This window comes from Priestia koreensis, from assembly GCF_022646885.1.
Taxonomy (GTDB): domain Bacteria; phylum Bacillota; class Bacilli; order Bacillales; family Bacillaceae_H; genus Bacillus_AG; species Bacillus_AG koreensis_A.
Genome location: NZ_CP061868.1, coordinates 1,915,634 through 1,940,332, shown reverse-complemented (window position 1 = coordinate 1,940,332; position 24,699 = coordinate 1,915,634). Strand labels below are relative to the sequence as shown.

The window sequence follows — 24,699 nt, the reverse complement described above, 5'->3', positions numbered from 1 at the left end:
ATACACGTATACTACTACAAAAAATCCCCCGAGTAGAGGATTTTTACTCGGGGGATTTTTATTACATGCTCAGCAATTCGCGAATTTCATCTTCTGTGAGGCTTGAGAGCATCGTTTCACCCGGCTGGATGACTTGCTCAATGAGCTCACGTTTCTTTTGCTGAAGCTGATAAATTTTCTCTTCAATCGTTCCTTTTGAAATTAAGCGAATAACTTGCACCACATTTTTTTGACCGATGCGATGTGCGCGTCCTGCTGCTTGTTCTTCAATAGCAGGGTTCCACCACAGATCATATAAAACAACGGTATCGGCACCGGTTAAATTCAATCCAGTTCCTCCTGCTTTTAAGGAGATGAGGAACACATCGTTTTCTCCTTGATTAAAGCGCTCAGACATCTCCACACGCTCTTTGGATGGCGTTTGGCCATCTAAGTAGAAAAAGGAGATTCCCATTCCTTCAAGACGTTCTTGAATAATATGAAGCATGCTTGTGAACTGTGAAAAGATCAACAAGCGTTTTCCATTTTCAATCGCATTTTGCGTCAGTTCTAACAGCTGATCTAGCTTGCTCGATTGCCCTTCATAGTTTTCAATAAACAACGATGGATGACAGCAAATCTGACGAAGTCTTGTTAAGCCCGCTAAAATCTTGATGCGATTTTTATTGAAATCCTCCGTTTGAATCGATCGCTTCACTTCTTCAAGGTAACCAACATATAGCTCTTTTTGTTCTTTGGTCAGCTCCGATACGTGATTGCTTTCAATTTTATCTGGCAGCTCTTTTAGTACGTCTTTTTTCACGCGTCGAAGGATAAACGGGCGTACCATACGGGCGATTTGATCGTTTGACAGGTTTTTAAACGCCTTATATCCAGGAAAAAGACCTGGTAAAACCGTTTGAAACAGTGACCATAGCTCATCAAGCGAATTCTCAATCGGCGTTCCGCTCAGTGCGTATTTACGCTGTGCACGAAGCGAACGAACCGCAGCGGCCGTTTTGGTCGTATAATTTTTAACCGCCTGTGCTTCGTCGAGAATGACCGTATTAAACGTATGCTGTTGATAAAACGCCAAATCCTGACGAAGCGTTGGATAAGACGTAATCCATACGTCATGTTCATTTTCCCCTGTTAAAAGCGCTTCTCTCTCAATCGGTGTCCCAGTAATGACCTCAACGCGTAAGTGAGGCGCAAACTTCTCGAATTCATTTTTCCAGTTATAGATCAGCGAAGCTGGTGCAACAACTAAAAAGGACTGTTTTTCGGACTGCTCATTCAGTTCAGAGACGATATACGAAATGCTTTGTAACGTTTTTCCTAGCCCCATATCATCTGCTAACACACCGCCTAAAGCATAGTGAGACAACGCCTTAAACCATTGAAAACCATTATGCTGATAATCACGAAGCTCCGCTTGTAAGTTGCTGGGTTCTTCAAAATCAAGATCTTCAGGATTCTTCAGATGCTGAATAAGGCGACGGAAAGCTTTGCTTGATTTGGTTGCATATTTGTTCTTTCCGTTCATAATTTCTTCTACCTGCATCCCACGATACACCGGAACCTGCAATCGATTATCAGTTAAATCGTCTTCCGTCACGTTCAGTTCATCGAAAAGCTGATAGAGCGTTTGAAAATCTTCTTGTTCAAGAGAAATAAACCGCCCGTCAGGCAAACGATGGTACGATTTTTTCTCGATCACGGATTTTAGAACGCTTTGAATCGTATTATGATCGATGCCGTTTAAATCAAAGTTAATTTCTAATAACCCCCGGTTCTCTCCGACATCAATACTTGTAGAAGGAACCGCACCCTCTGGTGGTGAGTATGCCTGTGCACGATCTGACATATACACGTCTGCTAATCGTCCTAGACGAGGCAGTACGTGAAACAAGAACGTATACAGATCATCTTCATTTTCATCCAAATAAAGCTGTTGCTTGTGAATTTTTACGGGTGCTCGTTCAATGATCGCCATAATTTCTCGTTCTTTTTCCGTATCTCGAATTAAAAAAGCACCCTTTTCACCTCGGCTTTCTTGTCTGAATGAAAATGGGTTAATGACGATATCATCATAATGATACTCCAGTTTTACAACGAGACGTCCATTTTCTTCGTCTACAAATACCTTTGACTGAAGCATCGGCTCGCTAATTTTAGTTGACACCTCTTCATCAATGGAGACGTTCCCGATCTTCTTAAGGCCAGGAAGTACTTGAGAAAGAAAGTCCTCCATTTGCTCAGAGGCAATGGGAATCGTTTCTCCTAACACCGCACTTTGACGAAGTCCTTCCACAAGCATACGCTGATCGGGGGATAGCGTGTAAAAGGTTCCTTCTAAAAAGACCAAATCATAGCGATCAAAAAAGGCTGCCTGGTGGAGCTGAAACAGATCTAATTCAAATGCCTGATCACCTAGCTTATGAAGCTGAAATGATAATGGCAAGGTTTTTTCAATTAGCTCCACATGCGGGTAGATGACTTCTTCATGAACAAACGTAAAATTTCGCTCCATTAAGGCTAACAGAAGCTTTCTTGCTCCCATCGTAGGGATTAATAACTCTCGATCGGTTGTTAACGAGGAGGAACTCTGTCGCTGATAAGGATTAGGTGGTCGGTAGAAGTGTTCTGTATTGACTAATTCGAGTAGCATTTGAATGACGACGTCGTCTTCTTTTTTGAACACATAATCACTAGGGTCATATGTAAATTTTTTCGTAAATTCATGTGTTTCCTGATTTTGGACCTTCGTTAAAAACTCTTTAATGTTCTTGACGACATACGTACGATCAGGACCTATTTTAAGCTCTAGAGTTAAATACATACCTTGTGGATGTAAAAAAGTTGGCGTAGCGGATTTGCAAACAAACTCCACTTCGAGCAGCTGTTTTACTTCATCATTATGAGCATCTAAAACGGCTTGCTGATAGCCACTAAACAGTTGGATGAACTGGTCAACAGCTTCATAGTCTCCCGCCCTTGGCCCCCTTTGTCCTATTTCATTTGTTTCTTGATCACAAAGCTCTAATAATACGGCCACTTCATGTTTACACTCCAAGTAGCGATCATAGGCAGGGCAATCACAGGAGGAACTAAATGACTGATGGCGTTTTTCAACTGTGACATAGTAGGAATCATCTCCGACTACTTTTGCAAACCAAGCGTCTTTTTCCGGTGAGAATTTCAGATCACGAACACGCCCTTCCCGGTAATAAGCGTATCCACGGTTATAGGTAGTGGTTAAAAATAAATCTTTAATTTGCTCTCTCGTAAATAGCATATTCGGCATTCATTCTCATCTTTCTTTGTTTAATATCGTTTTTTTTGCGTCTTTTCCATCATAACGCACTGAGCATGAAAATGCGAAATCTTATGGTCTTTTTTTTGAAACTTCCCCTTCTGCTTTCCTGCCATTCATCCAACGTTTTTAAAAATAGACCCTAAAAAATAGGTGAATGGCTGTTGCTAGATTGCTAGAATTGAATATCTTATTTCTATGGGGGTGAAATATATGGATGATAAAAACCTGAAAAAGGAACTCACAGGTCTTTCGGCGGATTTTGTACAGTTATTCGTGGGGGATATCTTAACGCGCAACAATGTTGGCGCTGCCCCAGAGAATACAGTATCCCCTGAACAGCGCGAGCAGTTAAAACAAACCATCTTAGATCTACAAGCGAAAGTAGACGAAATGATGGAAAGAGCTGCGGCTAGTAAAGACGCTCTGTCTAGCCAGAAAGTGAGTCAAGAAGCTCCACTGAGAGCGCTCATGAGAAAAAAAAGAGAGAATAATTCCTAAGAGGAGGAACTGAGGAGATGTCAAAAAAAGAGCAGATTAAAAAATGGAAAGAATATGAAGAGTACAAGAAATGGAAAAAGAAAGAAAAATGTAAGCAAAAAGAGAAAGATAGCTGTAAAAAGAAAAAAGAAAAAGACTGCCATAAAAAGAAACACTATTGCCACGGATATTCTTGTGGATCAGGTTCTTTTGGCTCAACTGTAAGCCAAAACGCAGCACTATCTTCTGATATCGAGCAATTATCACAAGAACTAATCGTGATCAAAGACTCTTGTGACATTTCCGTAACGACTACGGAAACTCAAATTGCTGCTTCTCTTCAAGCAGCAATTCAAGTAGCAATTGCAATTGTTATTAACATTACAATTGCTGATGCTGCTCGTGCAGAAAGAGTGACGCAAGAACTTTTAGAGAAATCTAAAATTCTGCAAGCAAATCGTCAGCAGCTTATCATCAAAAACTCCAAAAACATCTCTGTTACAACAAACGACACAGATATTGCAATTTCCTTACAGCTTCTTCTTCAAATCCTACTTGCATTAGTCGTGCAATTAGGCATCCTTTAATTTTACCCTTAAGATAAAATGAACTGAGCGGGATAGTTTATGCGCATAAACTATTCCGTTCTTTTTCTGATGAAGAAGCGATTAGGTACTCCATTATATGAGCATTATGCTTAGTTTGATACACCTGTACTGTGGCTTACAACATTTTCTTTGTAAATTGCAATCCTGCTTGATCCATTAAATATTGAAGGCCCATTCGGAAACTCGCAAAGGTTTTAAAGCTTGAAAAGTTTACGTTTGATTGTATTAATTCTTTTGCAAGCTCTGTTGAGAACCCAACATATAATGTTTCAGCCCCCACTAATTTCAAAGCCGAAGTAAGGTCTTCAATCAAGGTACCAATTTCTCCGTAGCCAATTTCACTAATATCGAGTCGCGTAATGCCTGTAAAATCAATAATAACGTTTTCAGCCTGCTGGTCATGAATTGCAAAAAGAATTTTTTCTCGTAGCGTAACAATTCGCTGATGTGACAGCGCTCCGACAAGAGGAACTAAAATTGTTTCTGGGATAATGGACGGGATAATTGGTGTGGAAAGCTCCCGTACCATTTTATGCAGATGGTGGTTCTCTTTTTGAAGCTTCAGGTTTTCTTTTTGTAAAGCCTCATAGTCTGCTTGATCAATATTTTTCATGTCGTTGCTCCTCGTTTATTTGTTCAAACCTTGTTATTCCCTTTTTTGTTATACGTAAAAACCTTTCCTTCGTCAAGAGCGAACTGTCAACACACCGTGGCAGGGATTAGGAGATTGAAAGGAGAATAATTTAAGCTGACACATTTTTATACATATCAAAGGAGATTATTCAGATGCTCAAAGATTTACAAATCATTTTTCATGAAGAAATGCGCGTGAATGCGCAAGCACCCGGCTTTAGAAGAGAAGAGAGTGACCACGTTGTCCGACACGTTTCTCTCACTACGGATAATAGCTTTATTATTGCCTCATCCTTGACTGAGGAGAACGTCGATACCGTTATTCAAGCGGAATTAAAATACTTTCGTAGCCTAAACCAATCGTTTGAGTGGAAAGTATATAGTTATGATCAGCCAAATGACCTTACAGATACGTTAAAGGAGCATGGATTTACCATCGGTGATCCAGAGGCCTTAATGGTAATGCCTATAAATGAATATCAATGTCCAGATACCTCAATTACAGTACAAGAAATCACCGATAAAAAAGGAATCAATGACATTATTGAATTAGAAAACACCGTCTGGAATGAACCTCATCAAGAGCTTGGTGAACGGTTATGGCGTGATAAGCAGGTGCATCCAGACTCCCTTTTTTTATACGGAATCTATGACAATGAAAAACTTGTTAGCGCTGCTTGGATGTACATTGAGATGAATAGCTCCTTTGCGAGTTTGTGGGGTGGTTCCACGTTAAAAGAATATCGAAAACAAGGTCATTACAGTGCTTTGTTAGCGACACGCGTGCAAAAAGCGCGTGAGTGCGGTCGCTCTTATCTCATGGTTGATGCAAGTCCTATGAGTCGACCGATTTTAGAGAAAAATGGCTTTCATTGCTTGGCTTATTCGTATCCGTGTGACTCACCTTCAATTTTAAAATAAAAAACTTATTTATGGTTCAAGTTAAAAAGGATAGGTAGCCACTCAGAGTGAACTACCTATCCTTTTTGCTTTTTATTTGACTAAATGGGTTCTTTATTTTGAAGCAGCGTGTGGAAAATAATCGTTTCCAACTGCTTCACCAACTGGCTGTGTTTTCACTTGAACGTCTGGTCGATTTCCTTTGAACGGAAGTAATGGGAAAACTAGTTCAGCAAATTTATAAGCCTCTTCTAAATGAGGATATCCTGAGAAAATGAAGGAGTCGATTCCTACCTCTTGATATTCTCTTATTCGCTCTGCTACTTTTTCTGGACTCCCGACAAGGGCTGTCCCGGCTCCTCCTCGAACTAACCCTACTCCTGCCCACAGATTTGGACTAATTTCCAATTGATCTTTTTTTCCTTGATGTAAAGCGAGCATTCTTTCTTGACCCGTTGAATCTTGACGTTTCAACACTTTTTGTGCTTTTTCAATCGCCTCGTCATCTACATATTTAATAAGCTTATCGGCTGCTGCCCAAGCTTCTTCCTCTGTTTCACGAACAATGACATGGAGACGAATGCCAAAACGAATGCTTCTTCCTTCCTTTTCAGCTTTTCGACGTACGGATTCAATTTTTTCTTTAACTTGAGCAGGTGGTTCTCCCCAAGTTAAATAAACATCTGTATGCTTTGCAGCTATTTCCTGACCTGCTTTTGATGATCCTCCAAAATAAATAGGTGGATGAGGTTCTTGAAACGGAGGAATTAATAAGCTCCCATTTTCGACAGTCAGATAATCTCCATCAAAATTAACGTTTTCCCCCCGCAGTAAGGAGCGCCAAATCGACATAAATTCATCTGTTTCCTTATAACGATCATCGTGCGTGTGAAATACGCCATCTGAGGCTAGTTCTACTGGGTCACCTCCTGCTACAACATTGATTAGTAGCCTTCCTTCTGAAATTCGGTCTAATGATGAAGCCATTCTGGCCGCGACAGAAGGCTTCATCAATCCTGGTCGTACCGCAATTAAAAATTTCAAATAACGCGTGTCCGTTGCAAGAGCTGTTGCCGTAACCCATGGATCTTCGCATGATCTCCCCGTTGGTAGCAATACGCCCGTATAACCAAGTTGGTCAGCTGCTTGAGCCACTTGTTTTAAGTATAAATAGTCCGTAGATCTTCCTTGTATGGGTGACCCTAAATAATGACCGTCTCCATGAGTAGGTATAAACCATAAAATTTCCATCTTTCATTCCTCCTAATTTTGGTTTCCTTGATAGCTATCTCGCCACTTCAATAAATGTTTTTCTAACACGCGAACAAACGAATCCGTTAATTTCCCTACAACCGCAAAAATAATAATTCCTACAAATACTATGTCCGTTTGTGAAAACTGCCTCGCATCCATGATCATGTAACCAACTCCTGCGCTAGACCCCATTAATTCAGCTACAACAAGCCCTAACCATGCAATACCTAAGGATAAGCGCACCCCCAATAAAATGTTAGGAAGCGCTGCTGGAATAATGAGTTTTGTAATTTGCTTCTTCTTACTAAATTGTAATACTCTCGCTACATCAAATAATTTTGAGTCGACGCCTCGAATTCCTTGAAACGTATTAATATAGATAGGAAAAAAAGCGCCCAAAGCAATTAATAGTACTTTTGATAACTCTCCAAACCCAAACCACAAGATGAATAGGGGCGTTACCGCCAAATGAGGAACCGTCCGAATCATTTGCAAAGTCGGATCTAAAAAATCTTCAGACTTTTTAGCAAATCCTACAATCCCTCCTATAATTAACCCCAGACTTCCTCCAAGTACAAACCCTAAGAATGCTCTCCATATGCTTACTTTTAAATGCCCAAAAAGTTCTCCGGATAGAATGAGTTCTTTAAATGAAATGAGAATATCTAAAGGAGCAGGAAGAACCGTTTTCGAAACAAACTGAAGACTTCCTATGACTTGCCAAACAATTAAAATCAAAGCAGGTAGCGCAATACCTTTTAAAAAACTTTGCAGGTAGGTCTTTTTAATTTTTGTGGATCTCTTGTTGTTGCTTTTCACTAATCTAGACGTACCTGTTAATAATTTTGTTTGTTGCACTCATATCCCCCCTTATTTTTGGTTTAACACGTCATTGATAAATGAGTTATCTGTAACTTCTTTTACGTCAATCTTCTTTTTAATCGCTTTAATGGAATATTGAAAATCTCCTGTTTCCTGCTGAGATTTAATTACTTCTTTAGATACTGGTAAATTAAGAGGTTGCGTGTTTTTTAACACATTTTCAACGACTGCAGGATCTAATTTTTTTGCTTTGGCAAATAAAGTCACAACTTCTTCATTATGTTCTTTTTGATAATTCACTGCTTTATTAAATACTTTTAAAAATGTTTTCGTTTCCTTTGGATAGTTCTTAACGAAATCCCCTCTTGCTACTGTGAATCCTGGTGAAACAATATTTTCACTTTCACCGTCTGCCAATATTTCAGCATCGTTTTCAATCGTTTCAAGTGAAATGAACGGCTCCCATATAGACCACGCATCAACAGATCCACTTTCAAACGCTGGTTTTGCTTCATCCGGTTGCAGTTGGATGGCTTCAATATCGTCCGGCTTTAACCCAGCTTTATTAATTACTTTGTAAAGAAAATCAAATCCACTGCTTCCTTTGGCAACCGCTACTTTTTTTCCTTTTAAATCCTTTACACTTTGTATGCCGCTATCTTTTTTGACTAAAATTGCGTTACCTTTCAGCCCGTCTGAGTAGACTGACAGCTCTTTAAAGTCGATTCCCGCTGCTTGGGCAGCAATAACGGGTGAATTACCTACAGTAGCAAAATCAATTTTACCGGCGCTAATTCCTTCAAACTGAGGAGGTCCGCTTTGAAATTCGTTCCACTTTACTTTAATTCCTTGCTTTTTAAACTCTTCTTCAAACCATCCCTTTTGTTTCGCTAGTAATAAAGGGGTTAAGCTCTGTTGAACAGCAATATTAATAACTTTTGGCTTTTCATTATCAGAAGCACTGGTAGCGCTGCACCCTGCTAGTACGATCACGATTAATAAACTGAATATTAAGAATTTTTTCATTAGAATTCCTCCTATATACCAAGTCCTTCAGAAAAAGAAGGTGAATCTGTTTCTTCAAATTCACTTACCACTTTTTGTCGATAATGCTGAAAATCTAGAGATGAGCGATCTCTTGGGTATGATAATGAGATTGGTAGTAAAGTATGTAGTGATCCAGGGTGAGCATTAAATATCGCTAATTGATTCCCTAGATAGACAGCCTCATCAATATCATGAGTGACAAGAATCATCGTTGTTTGTTTTTGCTTCCATATATCGAGCAAAACGTCTTGGAGATGCTTTCTGGTGAAAGCGTCTAGAGCTCCAAACGGTTCATCCAGTAAAAGTACATCTGGATTTCTTAAAAGCGCTCTTGCGATAGCCACACGTTGAGACATTCCACCAGATAGTTCTTTAGGGTACGCTTTTGCCGCATCTTCAAGCCTTACCGTTTTAAGCAAGTCATCAACTCTTTTTCTTACTTCTGTATCTTTTAATGAAAGATCCGCCGCAATATTTTCTTCTACCGTCAGCCATGGAAATAGACGATGTTCTTGAAAAATAAATCCTTGTTCAATACCTGGTCCCGTAATGAGACGATTATGAACACCAATCTCGCCTTCGTAATCTGTATCTAGTCCTGCTATTATTTTTAAAAGTGTACTTTTGCCACATCCACTAGGACCGATTATGGTGAGAAAGTCTCCCTTACTTACAGTAATTGATATCTGGTTTAATACTTGATTAGATTCCCCATTACGACGGAACGTTTTATCTTTTACGTAAATTGAAATAGTCATCAGCTTCCTCCTTTTCTAGAATTCTAAAAAATACTATTCTTATCAAAATACTATGTTTTATAAATAGATTTATTTTAGAGTCCTCTAATAAATCTTATAACACATATTAATTCATACTATTCTGATAAGTCAATAGTGTTTTTTGACGAATTTTCCCTTTTTAAAAATGGTAACGTTATCATTTGTATTCAAAAAACCGCGTTTAGCCTTTACTGCAGACTAAACGCGGTTTTCTTTAATTACCTGTGGATCGATTAATCAAATCAATAACATTTGCTAGTTTATTGTGAAGGACAATTTCTGTATTTGCTACATCCGTTAAAAGATTGTTTACGCTACTATTCGTTGTTAACAGGTCAGCGATCGTGATTTGACCATTGTTGTAAGCTGCAACCGCTGCTTGGATTTTTTCTCCCTCTGCATTTAAAATGTGGGCAAGTGATAGCTCTTCTGTTCCAATTGACGCAAGTAAGAGATTAATAACTTGATCTCTCGTATATGGCTGGATAAGCGTAACAGCTACATTCGTTTCTATAGTGACTTCAATTGGTGGCTCCTGCGGATTCGGTGCGAATAAATAACGAATGGTGGCTGTGTTTTCTGTTGGATTTGGTACTGGAACTGAGACGACGTTTACCTGGAACGCCACGGTCGCTGTGCCTCCTGGATTAATCGGTGGGACGGAAAGGCCTAACGCTGGATTTCCTGGAGTCGGTGTGCCGTTTACAATAACACTTCCCGGTACAAACGTCGTACCATTTGGTGCAGCATCCGTTAAGACAATTGTCGTTACTGGCGCGGTTCCGGTATTCGTAAGCGTAATTGTATACGTGAGATTTTCTCCAATTGTCGCAAGACCACTGCTTACGGCTTTAGAAGCTGTTAAAATTCCTTGCTGGATCGTCACGCTTGTTACGTTACTTGTCGCTTCCCTTGGCTGTGGGGGCTGCGTTGGATCGATAATAATGTTGTAGTTTAGTCGACCCTGATTGTTTACGACACCGCTTGCTGGAACAGAATTGGCCGTGGCTTGGAAAGTGATCGTAGTCGTACTTCCTTGTGCTAGAGTTCCTAGTGTAATACCCGTATTTGGATTAGCAGAAGATGGCGCACCGTTAATCGTGACGCTTCCTGGCACAAACGTCGTTCCTGTTTGAACAAGGTCTGTTAATACAGCACTGAGTAAGTCAACGTTTCCTTCGTTTACAACTTGGAGGGTATACGTAATCACGCCTCCTACGGCTACCGCTGAAACGTTAGCTGATTTCGTAAAAGCATCGAGATTCTCAATAATATTCGTACTAACAGGATTTGAAGTTGACGTACCTTCAACAGGTGGCTGCCCTGGTCCTGGTGTATATTCAAACGTTGTCGTTGCAATGTTAGTCGTTGGATTCGTTGCCGGTAAGGATGTGACCGTTACTTTATAGGTGATCGTCACCGTACTAGATGGTGGGATAGGTGACAGCGGAACGCCTGTGTTCGGATTCCCGGCTGACGGTGCGCCGTTAATTGTCACGCTTCCTGGTACAAATGTCGTTCCAGTCGGGTCTGGATCATTAAAAATCACATTGTTTAATGTCACTCCGCTCGTATTTGTTAACACGATGGTGTAGGTTAACGTACTGCCTACCTCAATATAAGCATCACTGACTGACTTTGCGCTCGACAGGACTACATCTTCAATCGTGACACTCGTCACATTCGTTTGACGACTTCTCGGCTGTGGTGGCTGCGTTGGATCAATCACGACATCATAGTTTAGCGTAGCTTGGTTTTGTACAATCCCTCCTGGTGGAACGGCGCCCGCGATCGCCTGGAACGTAACGGTTGTTGTACTATTCGGTGCAAGTGTCGCAAGCGGAATACCCGTATTTGGATTAGCCGATGACGGTGTGCTGTTAATCGTGACACTTCCTGGTACAAACGTCGTACCTGGTTGGATGACATCGGTTAAGACAGTGTTTAAGAACGCGACGGTTCCTGTATTAACTACTTGAACCGTGTACGTGATGATCCCGCCTACGCCAACGGTCGAAACATTTGCTACTTTCGTAAAGGTGAGCTGTTCAGTCAAAATGTTTGTTGTGACTGGATTTGAAGAAGAGGTTTCTTGAATTGGCGGCTGACCTGGGCCAGGCACATATTGGAACGTTGTCGTTGCGATATTCGTTGTTGGATTCACCGCTGGAACAGACGTAACGTTGACTCGGTACACGATGGTTGCAGATCCACCTGGTGCTAATGGTGATAGTAAGATACCGCTATTTGGATTGCCGCCTGACGGAGCACCATTAATCGTGACACTTCCCGGAACAAACGTCGTTCCCGCTGGATCTGGATCGTTAAAACTAACGTTGTTTAATGTGAAGGTGCTCGTGTTTGTTAAGACTACCGTATAGGTGAGCGTATCGCCGACTTCAGCAGCTGTTGCACTCACCGTCTTCACGCTCGAAAGATTGACATTTTCGACGGTAACATTTGTGACGGTTGATTGTGCGCTTCTCGGCTGTGGTGGCTGCGTTGGGTCGATCACAACATTATAATTTAACGTCCCCTGATTTTGAATCACGCCACCAGGTGGTACAGAATTTGCCGTGACTTGGAACGTCACCGTTGTGGTGCTTCCTGGTGCAATCGTTCCGAGTGAAATGCCCGTATTTGGATTACTCGCATTCGGCGTCCCGTTGACCGTGACGCTTCCCTGAACAAACGTGGTGCCTGCTTGCACGAGATCCGTTAGGACTGTATTCAACGATGCAACAGTTCCACTGTTCGCTACCTGCAGAGTATACGTAATCACACCGCCCTCGCCAATCGTTGTGACATTAGCGGATTTAGTAAACGTGATTTGCTCTCGCTCAATTGTTGTTGTAGCTGGATTCGAGACAGAGGTACCTTGAACTGGTGGTTGCCCTGGGCCCGGAACATACTGGAACGTTGTTGTAGCAATATTCGTTGTTGGATTCACCGCTGGAAGTGACGTGACGCTCACTTGATAGCTGATGGTTGTCGTTTCATCTGGTGGGATTGGTGATAATGGAATACCTGTATTTGGATTACCTGCACTTGGTGTTCCGTTAATCGTCACGCTTCCTGGAACAAACGTCGTTCCGGCTGGGTCTGGATCGGTAAACAAAACATTTGATAATGTTACAGAAGCTGTATTTGTTAAGGCAATCGTATAGGTGAGGGTATCGCCTACTTCAGCGTAAGCGGCATTCACTGTTTTTTCACTTGAAAGAATGGCTGCTTCAATCGTCACACTCGTCACGTTGGATTCTCGTTCTCTTGGTAGCGGCGGCTGCGTTGGATCAATGATAACGTTGTAATTCAGCGTCCCCTGATTTTGCACCACTCCCCCAAAAGGAACAGAATTCGCTGTTACTCGGAAGGTGACCGTTGTGGTGCTTCCTGGCGCTAACGTTCCGAGCGGAATTCCTATATTCGGATTGTTTTCTTCTGGATTTCCGTTAATCGTCACGCTTCCTGGAATAAACGTCGTACCTGCTTGCACGAGATCCGTTAAGACTGTATTTAAAAAGGCGACCGTTCCGCTGTTAACCACTTGCAGCGTATACGTAATGACGCCGCCTACTCCAATTGTCGTTGGATTCGCTGTTTTGGTAAACGTAAACTGTTCTTGCAGAATTGTCGTCGTAACCGGATTGGAAGCGGATGTTTCCTGAATTGGTGGTTGCCCTGGTCCTGGTACGTACTGGAATGTTGTGGTGGCAACGTTCGTTGTCGGATTAATAGCTGGAATGGAGGTGACGTTTACTTGATAGGCAACGGTTACGACCCCACCAGGTGCTAATGGTGCTAGTGGAATACCGTTGTTCGGATTTCCTGCATTTGGTGTTCCATTAATCGTCACACTTCCTGGTACAAACGTCGTTCCAGCCGGATCGGCATCGGTAAAAATGACATTGGTTAAAGTAAAGGTACTCGTATTCGTCAGAACAATGGTATAAGTGAGCGTATCCCCTACTTCTGCAAACGCCTGATTAACTGTTTTAACGCTTGAAAGGTTCACATTCTCAATTGTTACACTCGTTGTGTTGCTTGACTGTTCCCTTGGCTGTGGTGGCTGCGTTGGATCGACAATGAAATTATAATTCAACGTTCCTTGGTTCTGAATGACGCTTCCTGATGTGACAAAATTGGCCGTTACTTGGAACGTGATCGTTGTCGTGCTACCTGGTGCAAGCGCTCCCAGCGGAATTCCATTGTTCGGATTACTGCCGTTTGGTGTGCCATTGATCGTCACGCTTCCTGGAACGAACGTTGTACCTGCTTGAATTAAATCCGTTAACACCGTATTCAATAGTGATCCCGTTCCGCTATTTATAACCTGTAGCGTATACGTGATCGTGCCGCCTTCACCAATTGTTGTCGCGCTCGTTGCTTTCGTAAACGTCACTTGATCTTGAACGATTGTGGTTGTAACTGGATTGGACGAAGAGGTGCCTTGAATCGGCGGCTGTCCTGGTCCTGGGATATACTGAAATGTTGTAATCGAAATGTTCGTTGTTGGATTAATAGCTGGAACCGAAGTGACGTTCACTTTATACGAAATCGTCACAACGCCGTCTGGTAAAATTGGTGCCAATGAAATGCCGTTGTTTGGATTGCCCCCTGAAGGCGTGCCGTTGATCGTGACGCTTCCCGGAACAAACGTCGTTCCTACTGGATCGGGGTCCGTGAAAATAACGTTTGATACGACTACGTTACTTGTATTTGTTAATACAACGGTATACGTGATCGTATCGCCAACCTCTGCATACGTGGCACTCACAGATTTGACGCTAGAAAGTGTCACATTCTCAACGGTGACGTTTGTAACGTTTGTTACTCTCGTTCTTGGCTGCGGTGGCTGTGTCGGATCGATCACAACGTTATAATTCAGCGTGCCTTGATTTTGAATCACCCCGCCTTGCGGAACGGAATCTGCTGTTACTTGGAAAACGACCGTTGTTGTACTACCTGGTGCTAATGTCCCCAGGGTAATCCCTGTATTCGGATTGTCTGTTGACGGAGCGCCGTTAATCGTGACGCTATTTGGAATAAATGTTGTTCCCGCTTCAATGATATCGGTTAAAACCGCATTTAAAAATGGAACGGTTCCTTCATTTACGACCTGGACGCTGTACGTAATGACGCCGCCTACTCCGATTGTTGCAGTGTTTGCTGTTTTCGTAAATGTAAGCTGCTCTTGAACGATCGTGGTTGTAACCGGATTAGAAGAGGATATTTCTTGAACCGGCGGCTGGCCTGGCCCTGGTACATATTCAAAGGAAGTAGAAGCAATATTAATGGTCGGATTACTTGCAGGGACAGATGTAACATTTACTTGATAGGCAACGGTTGCCACTCCCCCTGGTGCAAGCGGTGATAACGGAATCCCTGTATTTGGATTGCCCCCTGAAGGCGTCCCGTTTATGGTCACGCTTCCCGGTACAAAGGTCGTTCCCGCTGGATCTAAATCGGTGAACACAATATTATTTAGGGTGAATGTGCTCGTATTTGTTAACGTGACGGTGTAGATTAACGTGTCGCCTACTTCTGCAAAAGCTGTATTCACCGTTTTTACACTGGATAGATTAATATTTTCGACGGTTACATCGGTTCGATTACTTTCTTGCTGTCTTGGCTGTGGCGGCTGTGTTGGATCAATAATGACGTCATAATTCAGGATGCCTTGATTTTGAATGACGCCTCCAGGTGGAACAGCATTTGCCGTTACTTGGAACGTGATAGTTGTAGTGCTACCTGCTGCAAGCGTTCCGAGCGTAATGCCTGTGTTTGGATCCCCAGCATTTGGTGCGCCGTTTACCGTGACGCTTCCTGGAACAAACGTCGTTCCTGCTTGAACAAGATCGGTGAGCACCGTATTTAAGCTTGCTACCGTTCCGCTGTTTGCGACTTGCAGCGTATACGTGATCACCCCGCCTTCTCCAATCGTTGTCACGTCCGCCGATTTCGTAAACGTAATACGTTCGTCATTAATTGTCGTTGTGACAGGGTTTGAGGAAGAAGTCCCTATAACTGGCGGTTGACCAGGTGACGGAATATATTCAAACGTCGTTGTGGCAATATTCGTTGTTGGATTAACTGTCGGAACAGAAGTGACCGTGACCTGATAAGCAACGGTTACCACCCCACCTGGTGCGAGTGGTGGCAGAGACACACCTGTATTTGGATTCCCAGCTGACGGTGTTCCATTGATCGTGACGCTTCCTGGTACAAACGCTGTCCCCGCTGGATCTGGATCACCAAAGACTACATTTGATAACGTAACGTTGCTTGTATTGGTTAGAACAACGGTATACGTAATCGTGTCGCCTACTTCTGCAAAAGCCGCACTCACCGTTTTTACACTGGAAAGGTTGACGTTTTCAATCGTAACGTTTGTAATATTTGTTGCTTGCTGTCTTGGCTGTGGTGGCTGAGCTGGATCAATCACAACATCGTAATTTAAGACACCTTGGTTTTGTACAATGCCACCCTGTGGTGCTGAATCAGCCGTTACTTGGAAGGTAATCGTCGTTGTGCTGCCTGGTGCCAACGTTCCGAGCGTAATGCCTGTCGGGTTGTCAGCAGAAGGCGCTCCGTTAATCGTGACGCTTCCCGGTACAAACGTCGTTCCGGCTTGAACAAGATCGGTGAAGACAGAATTTAAAAATGAAGTCGTTCCACCGTTTATAATTTGAATCGTATAGGTGATTACGCCTCCTACCTCGATCGTTGCTACATCTGCTACTTTTGTAAACGCAATTCTCTCTTCTAAAATGGTCGTAATAACAGGATTGGACGAAGATGTTTCATTAATCGGTGGTTGCCCTGGACCAGGAACGTATTGGAACGTTGTGGTTGCTACATTTGTTGTTGGATTAATAGCTGGAACAGAGGTTGCGTTCACTTCATACGAAATCGTCACCGTTCCACCTGGTGCGATTGGGGCTAACGGAATTCCTGTGTTTGGATTCCCTATATTCGATGCGCCGTTTACCGTCACGCTACCTGGAACAAACGTTGTACCTGCTGGATCTGGATCTGTGAAGATTACATTTGATAACGTAACGTTACTTGTATTCGTTAGAACAACCGTATATGTGAGCGTGTCGCCTACTTCTGCAAAAGCCGCGCTCACCGTTTTGACGCTGGAGAGATTGACGTTTTCAATCGTTACGGTTGTCACGTTTGTTGTCTGACTTCTTGACTGTGGTGGCTGTGTGGGATCAATGATCACATTATAGTTCAGCGTTCCTTGGTTTTGAACAACACCGCCCTGTGGTACAGAATCCGCGGTTACTTGGAACGTAATGGTGGTCGTACTTCCTCCGGCGATAGTTCCAAGCGCAATGCCTGCATTCGGATCATCAGCAGAAGGCGCTCCGTTAATGGTTGTGCTTCCCGGCACAAACGTTGTACCTGGTGCTATTAAGTCTGTTAATACGCTGTTTAAAAACGGTACCGTTCCGCTATTAGCAACTTGAATCGTGTAAGTGATAAGACCACCTACTTCAATAACGGTGACGTTTGCTGATTTGGTAAAGGTAGACGCTTCACGTTCAATCGTCGTCGTAACAGGGTTTGAGGTAGACGTTCCCTGAATAGGCGGCTGTCCTTGTGCTGGTACATACTGGAATGTGGTCGTCGCAATATTGGTCGTTGGATTGACAGCTGGTACGGATGTGACAGTTACCTGGTAGGCAACGGTAACCGTTCCTCCTGGTACGATGGACGGCAATGTAACGCCACTATTTGGATTTCCTGCATCAGGACTTCCATTAATCGTCACGCTGCCTGGTACAAAGGTCGTTCCCGTTGGGTCTGGATCGGTAAACACGACGTTTGTTAAGATAAGGGTTCCATTGTTTGCTAAAACAACAGTATAGGTTAACGTATCGCCAACAAGCGCGTAGGCTTCACTGACCGTTTTGGTACTCGTTAAATTAACCGACGCAAGTGTAACGACCGTAACGTTCGTTGCTTGTGATCTTGGTTGTGGAAGCTGTGTCGGATCAATAATGACATCATAATTTAAAATCCCTTGATTTCGTACAGAGTTCGTTGTTGGAACAAAGTTTACAATAGCATCAAACGTAATGGTAACAGTAGCTCCTGCTGCAATCGTATTAAGCGGAATGCCGGTATTCGGATTGGCTGCTGACGGTACTCCGTTAATGGTGGTGCTGCCTGGTACGAACGTTGTGCCTGCTTGGATAAGATCCGTTAAGACCGTATTTAATGCTGCAATGGTTCCTGTGTTGGTAATTTGAATCGTATACGTAATCGTATCGCCTACTAAAGCATTTTCTACATTGGCAGATTTTGTGAAGGTCAGCGCGACTTGTTCGATGGTCGTTTGTACAGGATTTGAAGTAGACGCCCCTGTAATTGGCGGTTGCCCTGGACCTGGCACGTATTCATAGGTTGTAACGGAAATGTTAGTTGTTGGATTCGGTACCGGAATGGATGTAACGCTCACGCTATATTGAACGGTAGTCGTCTCGTCTGGTGCAAGATCGGCTAAGCTGATGCCTGTATTCGGATTTCCACCAGATGGCGTTCCGTTAACTGTGACGCTTCCCGGAAGGAATGTGGTGCCTGCAGGATCAATGTCTGTAAAGACGATGTTCGTTAATGGAAGCGTGCCTGTATTTCGTAAAACAATCGTATACACAAGCGTGTCACCGATTTCGGCAAATGTACGGTTGACCGTTTTCGTACTAAGAAGGTTGGTCGTACCAGCTAGAATGTTTGTTATATTACTAGTCGTTTCCCGTGGGACTGGTGGCTGTCCTGGATCTAGCACAATCTCATAGTTTAACGTACTTTGGTTCGTTATTTGGTTACTAAGTGGAATCGCATTGACGATAACGTTAAATACAATAGTTCTTGTTCCACCAACTTCAATGGTTCCAAGTGAAATTCCTGTGTTTGGATTACTTGCATTTGGGACACCGTTTACCGTAAGTGTACCTGGTACATAGGCCGTTTCTGCTTGAATCGCATCTGTTAAAATCGCATTTAAAAGCGGAATTGTGCCGTTGTTAGCTAGTTGAATGGTGTACGTAACCGTATCTCCAATCGTAGCAAACGTGACGTTGGCTGACTTTGTCAGCGTAGCATCAACTTGTTGAATCGTCGTCTGTGCTTCGTTTGAGGTAGATGTTCCTCTTACAGCAGGTTGACCTGCTCCTGGAATATATTCATAGGTTGTAACGGAGATATTTGTAATTGGATTTTGTACAGGGAAACTAGTGACGGTTACTTGATATTGAATAACCACGATACTTCCTGGATTTAATGGTTGAAGCGGTATGCCTGTATTCGGATTTCCACTTGAAGGCGCACCATTAATGGTCACACTTCCGGGGATAAACGTCGTTCCATTTGGATCTGGATCACTAAAGAGGATGTTACTTAGCTCAATGTTACCCGTATTTTCAAGCGTTACGGTATAGGTGATCGTATCTCCAACTTCAGCAACGATTGGGGTTGCGGTTTTTGTGCTTGTTAATGCGGCTTGCTGAATGGTGACGCTAGTAATGTTACTAACAGCCGTTTCTTGAACAGGCGGCTGCTGCGGATCAACGATGACGTCATAGACAATCGTAGCTTGATTGGTTACAGGGTTAATAGGCGGTATGAAATCTGCTGTGACCTGGAATGTGACAGTGGTAGTGGTGCCCTCAGGAACGGTCCCAACGGTAATGCCCGTGTTTGGGTTCCCTGCTGTTGGCACGCCATTAATCGTCACGCTTCCTGGTACGAACGTCGTGCCGTTTTGAATTAAATCTGTTAGTACTACATTATTGTCATCTACTGTTCCAATGTTTCGAATCTGAAGAGTATAGGTAATGATATCCCCTACAATTGCGGTGAGTTTATCTGCGGATTTAATAACCACTGTATCAACAGTTTCTAACGCAGTGAATACGGAGTTGGACAGAGCCGTTCCGATAATTGGCGGGTTTCCTGCTTGTAACGTGTACTCATAATTGGTGAGCGCGGTGTTTACAATTACATTTCCTAGTGGTGCAGACGTAATCGTCACTTGATACTGAATGACGGCGCTAGCTCCGGCGGCTAATGACAAAATCGTAATGCCGGTGTTCGGGTTTTCTGCGGTTGGTGTTCCATTTACCGTCACTGAACCAGGAACAAAGGTCGTGCCAAGTGGATCAACATCAATCGTTGTGACATTTTCAATTGGAAGCGTGCTGCTATTTGTGAGTGTGATCGTATAGGTAAGCGTATCGCCGATTTGAGCTGCGTCAAGATCTACGTCTTTGACACTTGTGACTTGTATTCGTTCTGCTCTTACAAGGGTTGTATTACTTGTTGTACTTCTTGATTCTGGTGGCTGATTCGGATCAATCGTTACTTGATAGTTAATGGTTGCTTCATTTGGGATCGGATTAATCGTTGGAATGCTGTCTACAGAAACTTGAAATACAATCGTATATTGCTCTCCAGGAAGTAAGTCATTTAGACTAATACCTACGTTTGGATCTCCTGAGATTGCTCCTCCGTTTAACGTAAGTGATCCTGGGATATATGTTGTACCTGGACGCACTTGGTCAGTAAAAATAAGGTTTGTCAGTGTCGTGTTTCCATTATTTACAATTGGAATCGTATACGTCACAATACTTCCAACCGTTGCAACTGTTTTATCAGCTGATTTAACAATTGATGGGTTTACAGAGCGTATTGTCGTTGCCGCTGGATTAGACACGGCGTTCCCTTGAAGCGGTGGATCACTAGGATTTAGTACATATTCAAACGAAGCATTTGCTACGTTTAAGGTTGGGTTGCTAACAGGTGCGGATGTTACGGATACTTGGTACTGAACGGTTGTGCTACCACCTGGATTTAAACTATTAAGTGGAAACCCTATGTTTGGGTTTCCTGTACTTGGTGTTCCGTTAATCGTGACTGAACCAGGTACAAAGGTGGTGCCCGGAGGATCCAAATCAGTAAAGAGAATGTTAGTTAACGCAACGTTCCCTGTGTTTGTTAAGACAATCGTGTAGGTAAGCGTATCACCTATTTCTGCAAACGCTAGGTCTACTGTTTTATTCATTGAAAGTAAGGCATTAGCGATGGTGACTAATATTTGATTACTGGTTACGGTTTGTGGACGTGGTGGTTGATTTGGGTCAACCGTCACCTCATAAGATCCTGTTGCCTGGTTTGGAATCGGATTAGTAGTCGGAAATGAATCGATGGACACCGCAAATCTTACTGTTTTTGGGATGTCAACGGCGATTGTGCCGATGTTTACCCCTACCGTTGGATCACCTGCGACAGATATCCCGTTTACTACTAAGCTGTTTGGCACAAATGAAGTGCCTGCTGCTAACGTATCTTGAAGAACAAAATTATTCAGCGGAAGCGCTCCTTGATTTCGAACCACCAGCGTATAGGTGATGATATCGCCTACTTCTGCAACTGTGTTACTAGTGGTCTTCGTTAGAGTGGTATTGAGCCTCTCTATTAGAGTGCTAACTGGGTTAGAAGTTGATGAGCCTTCAACTTCTGGGTCACCTGGGTCTGGGATATATCGAAATGTTGTAAACGATGTGTTGATAATGACTTCAGTTCTAGGAGGAACATCTAGTGTAGGAGTAGAAATAACGTCAACCTGATATTGAATGGTGACACTTAATCCTTCTGCTAATGTTCCAAGAGGGATACCGATGTTTGGATTTCCCGCGTTTGGAATGCCGTTTACTGTTACAGAACCTGGAACGAATCGCGTGTTCGGAGGATCTGTATCTGTAAAGAGTAAGTTCGTTAAGTCTAGCGTTCCTGTGTTACGTAGTACAATCGTATACGTTAGAATATCTCCTACTAACGCATAAGCGCTACTAACTGATTTTTCACTGTCTAACACCGCGCTTTCGATCGTGACAAGTGTTTCGTTACTTAATTGATTGCGATTACTCGGTGGCTGCGCTGGGTCGATGAGTACGTTATAGTTAATAGCGCCTCGGTTCGATACGGGGTTGATGGCTGGTATTTCATCAACTACTACGTCAAATGATAGAGTGACGGTCGCTCCTACCGCAATCGTTCCTAGTGAAAATCCGACCGTTGGATCAAGCCCTGGCTGTGGCGTTCCATTTATAATCACGCTGTTCGGTGTGAAGGAAGTTCCTGCCTGAATGGCATCACTAAACAATACGTTTGTCGCAGGTACCGTTCCGTTGTTCGTAATTTGGAACGTATACGTAATGGTGTCGCCCACAAATTCTGTATCCGAATTTGCCGATTTAGTAAACGCCAATGAAACAACTTCGATTGTCGTTGTAATGGCGTTTGTCGGCTGGGAATCTTGAATAACTGGTCCACCTGGTTGCAGTTGATACGTATAGTTAGTGAGGGCAGTGTTGGTAATTTGTCCGGTTATTGGTCTGGAATTAATCCGCACCTGGTATTGGATTGTAAAGCCATCGCCTACATTTAAATTCGGGAGTGGGATAGGCGTATTTGGATTGAGCGTACTTGGTACACCATTAATTAATAGCGTTCCTGGAATAAAAGATGTGCCCGCAGGACTAACGTCAATAAAAACGATATTCGCTAATGGAAGCGTTCCATTGTTTGTCGTGTTGATTGTGTATGTTAACGTATTCCCTACTTCTGCAAAAGCTTTATCCACACTTTTCGTACTCGTTAAGCTTGGATCTTCTACCCGTACAAGTGTTTGATTCGTCGTGACAGAACGAGTTTCAGGTGGCTGGTTTGGATCAATTACGACCTGATACTGGATCGTGGCACTGTTTGGTACTGGATTTGGTGTTGGAAGACCGCTAAATGAAACAGAAAATGAGACCGTAGTTGTTGCACCTGCTGCAATTGTTCCGATATTAACACCAGTCGTTGGATCCCCGCTCATAGGCATACCGTTGACAATTAAACTATTGGGAACGAATGCGCTTGTTCCACCTTGCAGTGAATCTGTAAAAATGGCATTCGTTAACGGTACGGTACTGTTATTTGTCACTTGAACCGTATAAGTGACCGTGTTATCAAGCGCAATGACTGTATCATTAGCTGATTTCACAGCACTCACATTCACTTGTTGAATCGTTGTTTGTGCGCCGTTCGTTGTGACAGATCCAGAGGTTGTCGGACTTCCTGGCACCGTATATTGATACGTAATCGTAGCCGTATTGACTGTAGGGTTAACAAGCGGAACCGATGTGACTGCTACTCGGTATACAATTGTCGTTATTGCTCCGACATTGAGGGTTGAGAGCGAAATGCCCGTATTTGGATTTCCGGCATTCGGTGTCCCATTAATTGTCACGCTTCCTGGTACAAACGTAGTACCTGCAGGATCTAAGTCAGTGAATACAACATTTGTAAGTGGAAGTGTACCAGTATTATTCAGTACCACCGTGTAGGTTAACTGATCTCCTACCTCTGCAAAGGCCTGATCCACTGATTTCGTCGCGTTCAGACGTGGTGTTTCAAATTGAGTCGTAACCGTGTTACTAGTGGACGTTCGGTTAACAATCGTTCCAGGAACAGGCTCGTATTGGTACGTTGTGCTAGATGTATTTGGAATTGGATTTGTGCCAGGTTGCCCGGTAATCTGCACTTGAAATTGCACCGTTCGGGTACAGCCTGTAGCAGGACAAAACGGAACATTTCCTAACGAAATGCCTGTAGACACATTACCGGCGTTTGGCACACCATCAACAAGAAGCGAACCGGGAACAAACGTGGTGCCTGAAGGAATTTGATCGGTAAAGACGACGTTCGTTGCGTTATTTTGGCCGTTATTTGTTAGCGTCACGTTGTAAGTTAAAATATCCCCAATAGTTGCATTTGTTCGATTGACAGTTTTAGTCGAGACAATATTCGCTGATTGCGTATCAATTTGGATACCCAGCGTATGAAAAACATACGCATCTCCATTTGTCGTAATCCTCACAACCGCTGACGTCTGACCGTTTATCAAACGCGCGGAGGCATCTACATTTGTGATGTCCCAACCTTGTCGTCCGGCTGAAATGTTTGTTGCCGTAAACGCATTTGCATTTCTTGTTCCGAATGTTCCTGTCGTATCTAAATTTCCACTGTCATTGTTAATTTGCGAGCAGAAAAAGTTATTTAATGGATTATTGGGTCCAGATAAATTTCCAAGAGTACTTGTTGTCGGTCCAAATAATAATTGATCCCCTACTAGTACCGCATCTCCCTCTAATGCGCTAACGGCTACTCTTCCGGAAACAGGTCCTGCAGCGGGTGTTAAAAATCCACTGACAGGAACATTTAAGGCCGTACCGTCAGAGGAAATTTGGTTCGCACCAACAAATAGGTTTAAATTCCGAACGTTTTGGGACGGATTTTCATAAACAACAGCAAGCGTCCACCCTGCTGAATTAAGCGTATTGTCAAGAGGATCAACAGTAGCAGGTACTGCGCGCGTGCTGTAAGTACCCGCACCTGCAGCTTGAATAATACTTGTCACATTGGCCGAGCGCACATAAAAGGGGGTAAGGTTGTTTGAGGTAGCGGCATCCGGACTTACGGCTACGCTTCCTACAGGCGTAACAAGCGTGACTGGATTGTTGATGAAGCTTGTTACGTTCGTGTTGGACGTAACGTAACATCCTCCCCAAATTAACTCTGCGTATCTGACTGTGCTACCAGCTGGTAAATTTAAAATGGCCTGCGATTCGTTTTGCTGCCAGTTCAGCGTTGTGCCAGCTGGAAACGTTCCAACCTGTGACGACGTATTAAGCGTTGAAAAAGCACCAATGGAATGAGCTGTACCTGGTTGATTCTGATTATTTAATTTACTGAGTCCTAGGGTATTCCCTGTAAATGTAAGGGCTCCATTTAACGTTGCAGAATATCGATTAATAAACGCCAA

10 protein-coding genes are annotated in these 24,699 nt (G+C 43.1%); 3 read left to right on the top strand and 7 right to left on the bottom strand.

Annotation, left to right across the window (positions count from 1 at the left end):
* Positions 1-61 precede the first annotated feature (61 nt).
* Entirely contained in the window at positions 62-3,286 is a 3,225-nt protein-coding gene (locus tag IE339_RS09610; protein WP_242175611.1) for a DEAD/DEAH box helicase, read from the bottom strand.
* Between the two features lie 222 nt (positions 3,287-3,508).
* Between IE339_RS09610 and IE339_RS09605 the strand changes: the two genes are divergently transcribed.
* Both IE339_RS09605 and IE339_RS09600 read left to right on the top strand, forming a co-directional pair.
* Entirely contained in the window at positions 3,509-3,796 is a 288-nt protein-coding gene (locus IE339_RS09605; protein ID WP_242175610.1) for a hypothetical protein, read from the top strand.
* A gap of 17 nt (positions 3,797-3,813) precedes the next feature.
* A complete protein-coding gene (locus IE339_RS09600; RefSeq protein ID WP_242175609.1) occupies positions 3,814-4,362 on the top strand; it encodes a spore coat protein in 549 nt (182 codons plus the stop codon).
* Positions 4,363-4,498: 136 nt separating this feature from the next.
* Here the strand turns inward: IE339_RS09600 and IE339_RS09595 are convergent, their stop codons facing one another.
* The gene (locus tag IE339_RS09595; protein WP_242175608.1) at positions 4,499-4,996 is read right to left on the bottom strand and encodes an STAS domain-containing protein; all 498 of its coding nucleotides are present in this window, start codon (positions 4,994-4,996) and stop codon (positions 4,499-4,501) included.
* Positions 4,997-5,169: 173 nt separating this feature from the next.
* Here IE339_RS09595 and IE339_RS09590 point away from each other — a divergent pair, with 173 nt between their 5' ends.
* Positions 5,170-5,937, top strand: a complete 768-nt coding sequence (locus tag IE339_RS09590; RefSeq protein WP_242175607.1) for a GNAT family N-acetyltransferase — start codon at positions 5,170-5,172, stop codon at positions 5,935-5,937.
* Between the two features lie 93 nt (positions 5,938-6,030).
* Here the strand turns inward: IE339_RS09590 and ssuD are convergent, their stop codons facing one another.
* From ssuD to IE339_RS09565, 5 genes are all read right to left on the bottom strand, one after another.
* On the bottom strand, positions 6,031-7,167 hold the full coding sequence (gene ssuD / locus IE339_RS09585; RefSeq protein WP_242175606.1) for an FMNH2-dependent alkanesulfonate monooxygenase: 1,137 nt from the start codon (positions 7,165-7,167) through the stop codon (positions 6,031-6,033).
* 12 nt (positions 7,168-7,179) lie between these two features.
* Positions 7,180-7,989 carry an ABC transporter permease gene (locus IE339_RS09580; RefSeq protein WP_242176153.1) on the bottom strand — a complete coding sequence of 270 codons (810 nt, stop codon included), beginning with the start codon at positions 7,987-7,989 and terminating at the stop codon, positions 7,180-7,182.
* 51 nt (positions 7,990-8,040) lie between these two features.
* Positions 8,041-9,018 (bottom strand): aliphatic sulfonate ABC transporter substrate-binding protein, encoded by a 978-nt coding sequence (locus IE339_RS09575; RefSeq protein ID WP_242175605.1) that lies wholly within the window; start codon positions 9,016-9,018, stop codon positions 8,041-8,043.
* Between the two features lie 11 nt (positions 9,019-9,029).
* Positions 9,030-9,797 (bottom strand): ABC transporter ATP-binding protein, encoded by a 768-nt coding sequence (locus IE339_RS09570; protein ID WP_242175603.1) that lies wholly within the window; start codon positions 9,795-9,797, stop codon positions 9,030-9,032.
* Between the two features lie 235 nt (positions 9,798-10,032).
* Positions 10,033-24,699 carry a DUF7507 domain-containing protein gene (locus IE339_RS09565; protein WP_242175602.1) on the bottom strand — a complete coding sequence of 4,889 codons (14,667 nt, stop codon included), beginning with the start codon at positions 24,697-24,699 and terminating at the stop codon, positions 10,033-10,035.

Coding starts and splice junctions, on each gene's coding strand:
- IE339_RS09590 (WP_242175607.1), top strand. CDS start 5,170: ATGCTCAAAGATTTACAAATCATTTTTCATGAAGAAATGCGCGTGAAT.
- IE339_RS09575 (WP_242175605.1), bottom strand. CDS start 9,018: ATGAAAAAATTCTTAATATTCAGTTTATTAATCGTGATCGTACTAGCA.
- IE339_RS09610 (WP_242175611.1), bottom strand. CDS start 3,286: ATGCCGAATATGCTATTTACGAGAGAGCAAATTAAAGATTTATTTTTA.
- IE339_RS09600 (WP_242175609.1), top strand. CDS start 3,814: ATGTCAAAAAAAGAGCAGATTAAAAAATGGAAAGAATATGAAGAGTAC.
- IE339_RS09570 (WP_242175603.1), bottom strand. CDS start 9,797: ATGACTATTTCAATTTACGTAAAAGATAAAACGTTCCGTCGTAATGGG.
- IE339_RS09595 (WP_242175608.1), bottom strand. CDS start 4,996: ATGAAAAATATTGATCAAGCAGACTATGAGGCTTTACAAAAAGAAAAC.
- IE339_RS09605 (WP_242175610.1), top strand. CDS start 3,509: ATGGATGATAAAAACCTGAAAAAGGAACTCACAGGTCTTTCGGCGGAT.
- ssuD (WP_242175606.1), bottom strand. CDS start 7,167: ATGGAAATTTTATGGTTTATACCTACTCATGGAGACGGTCATTATTTA.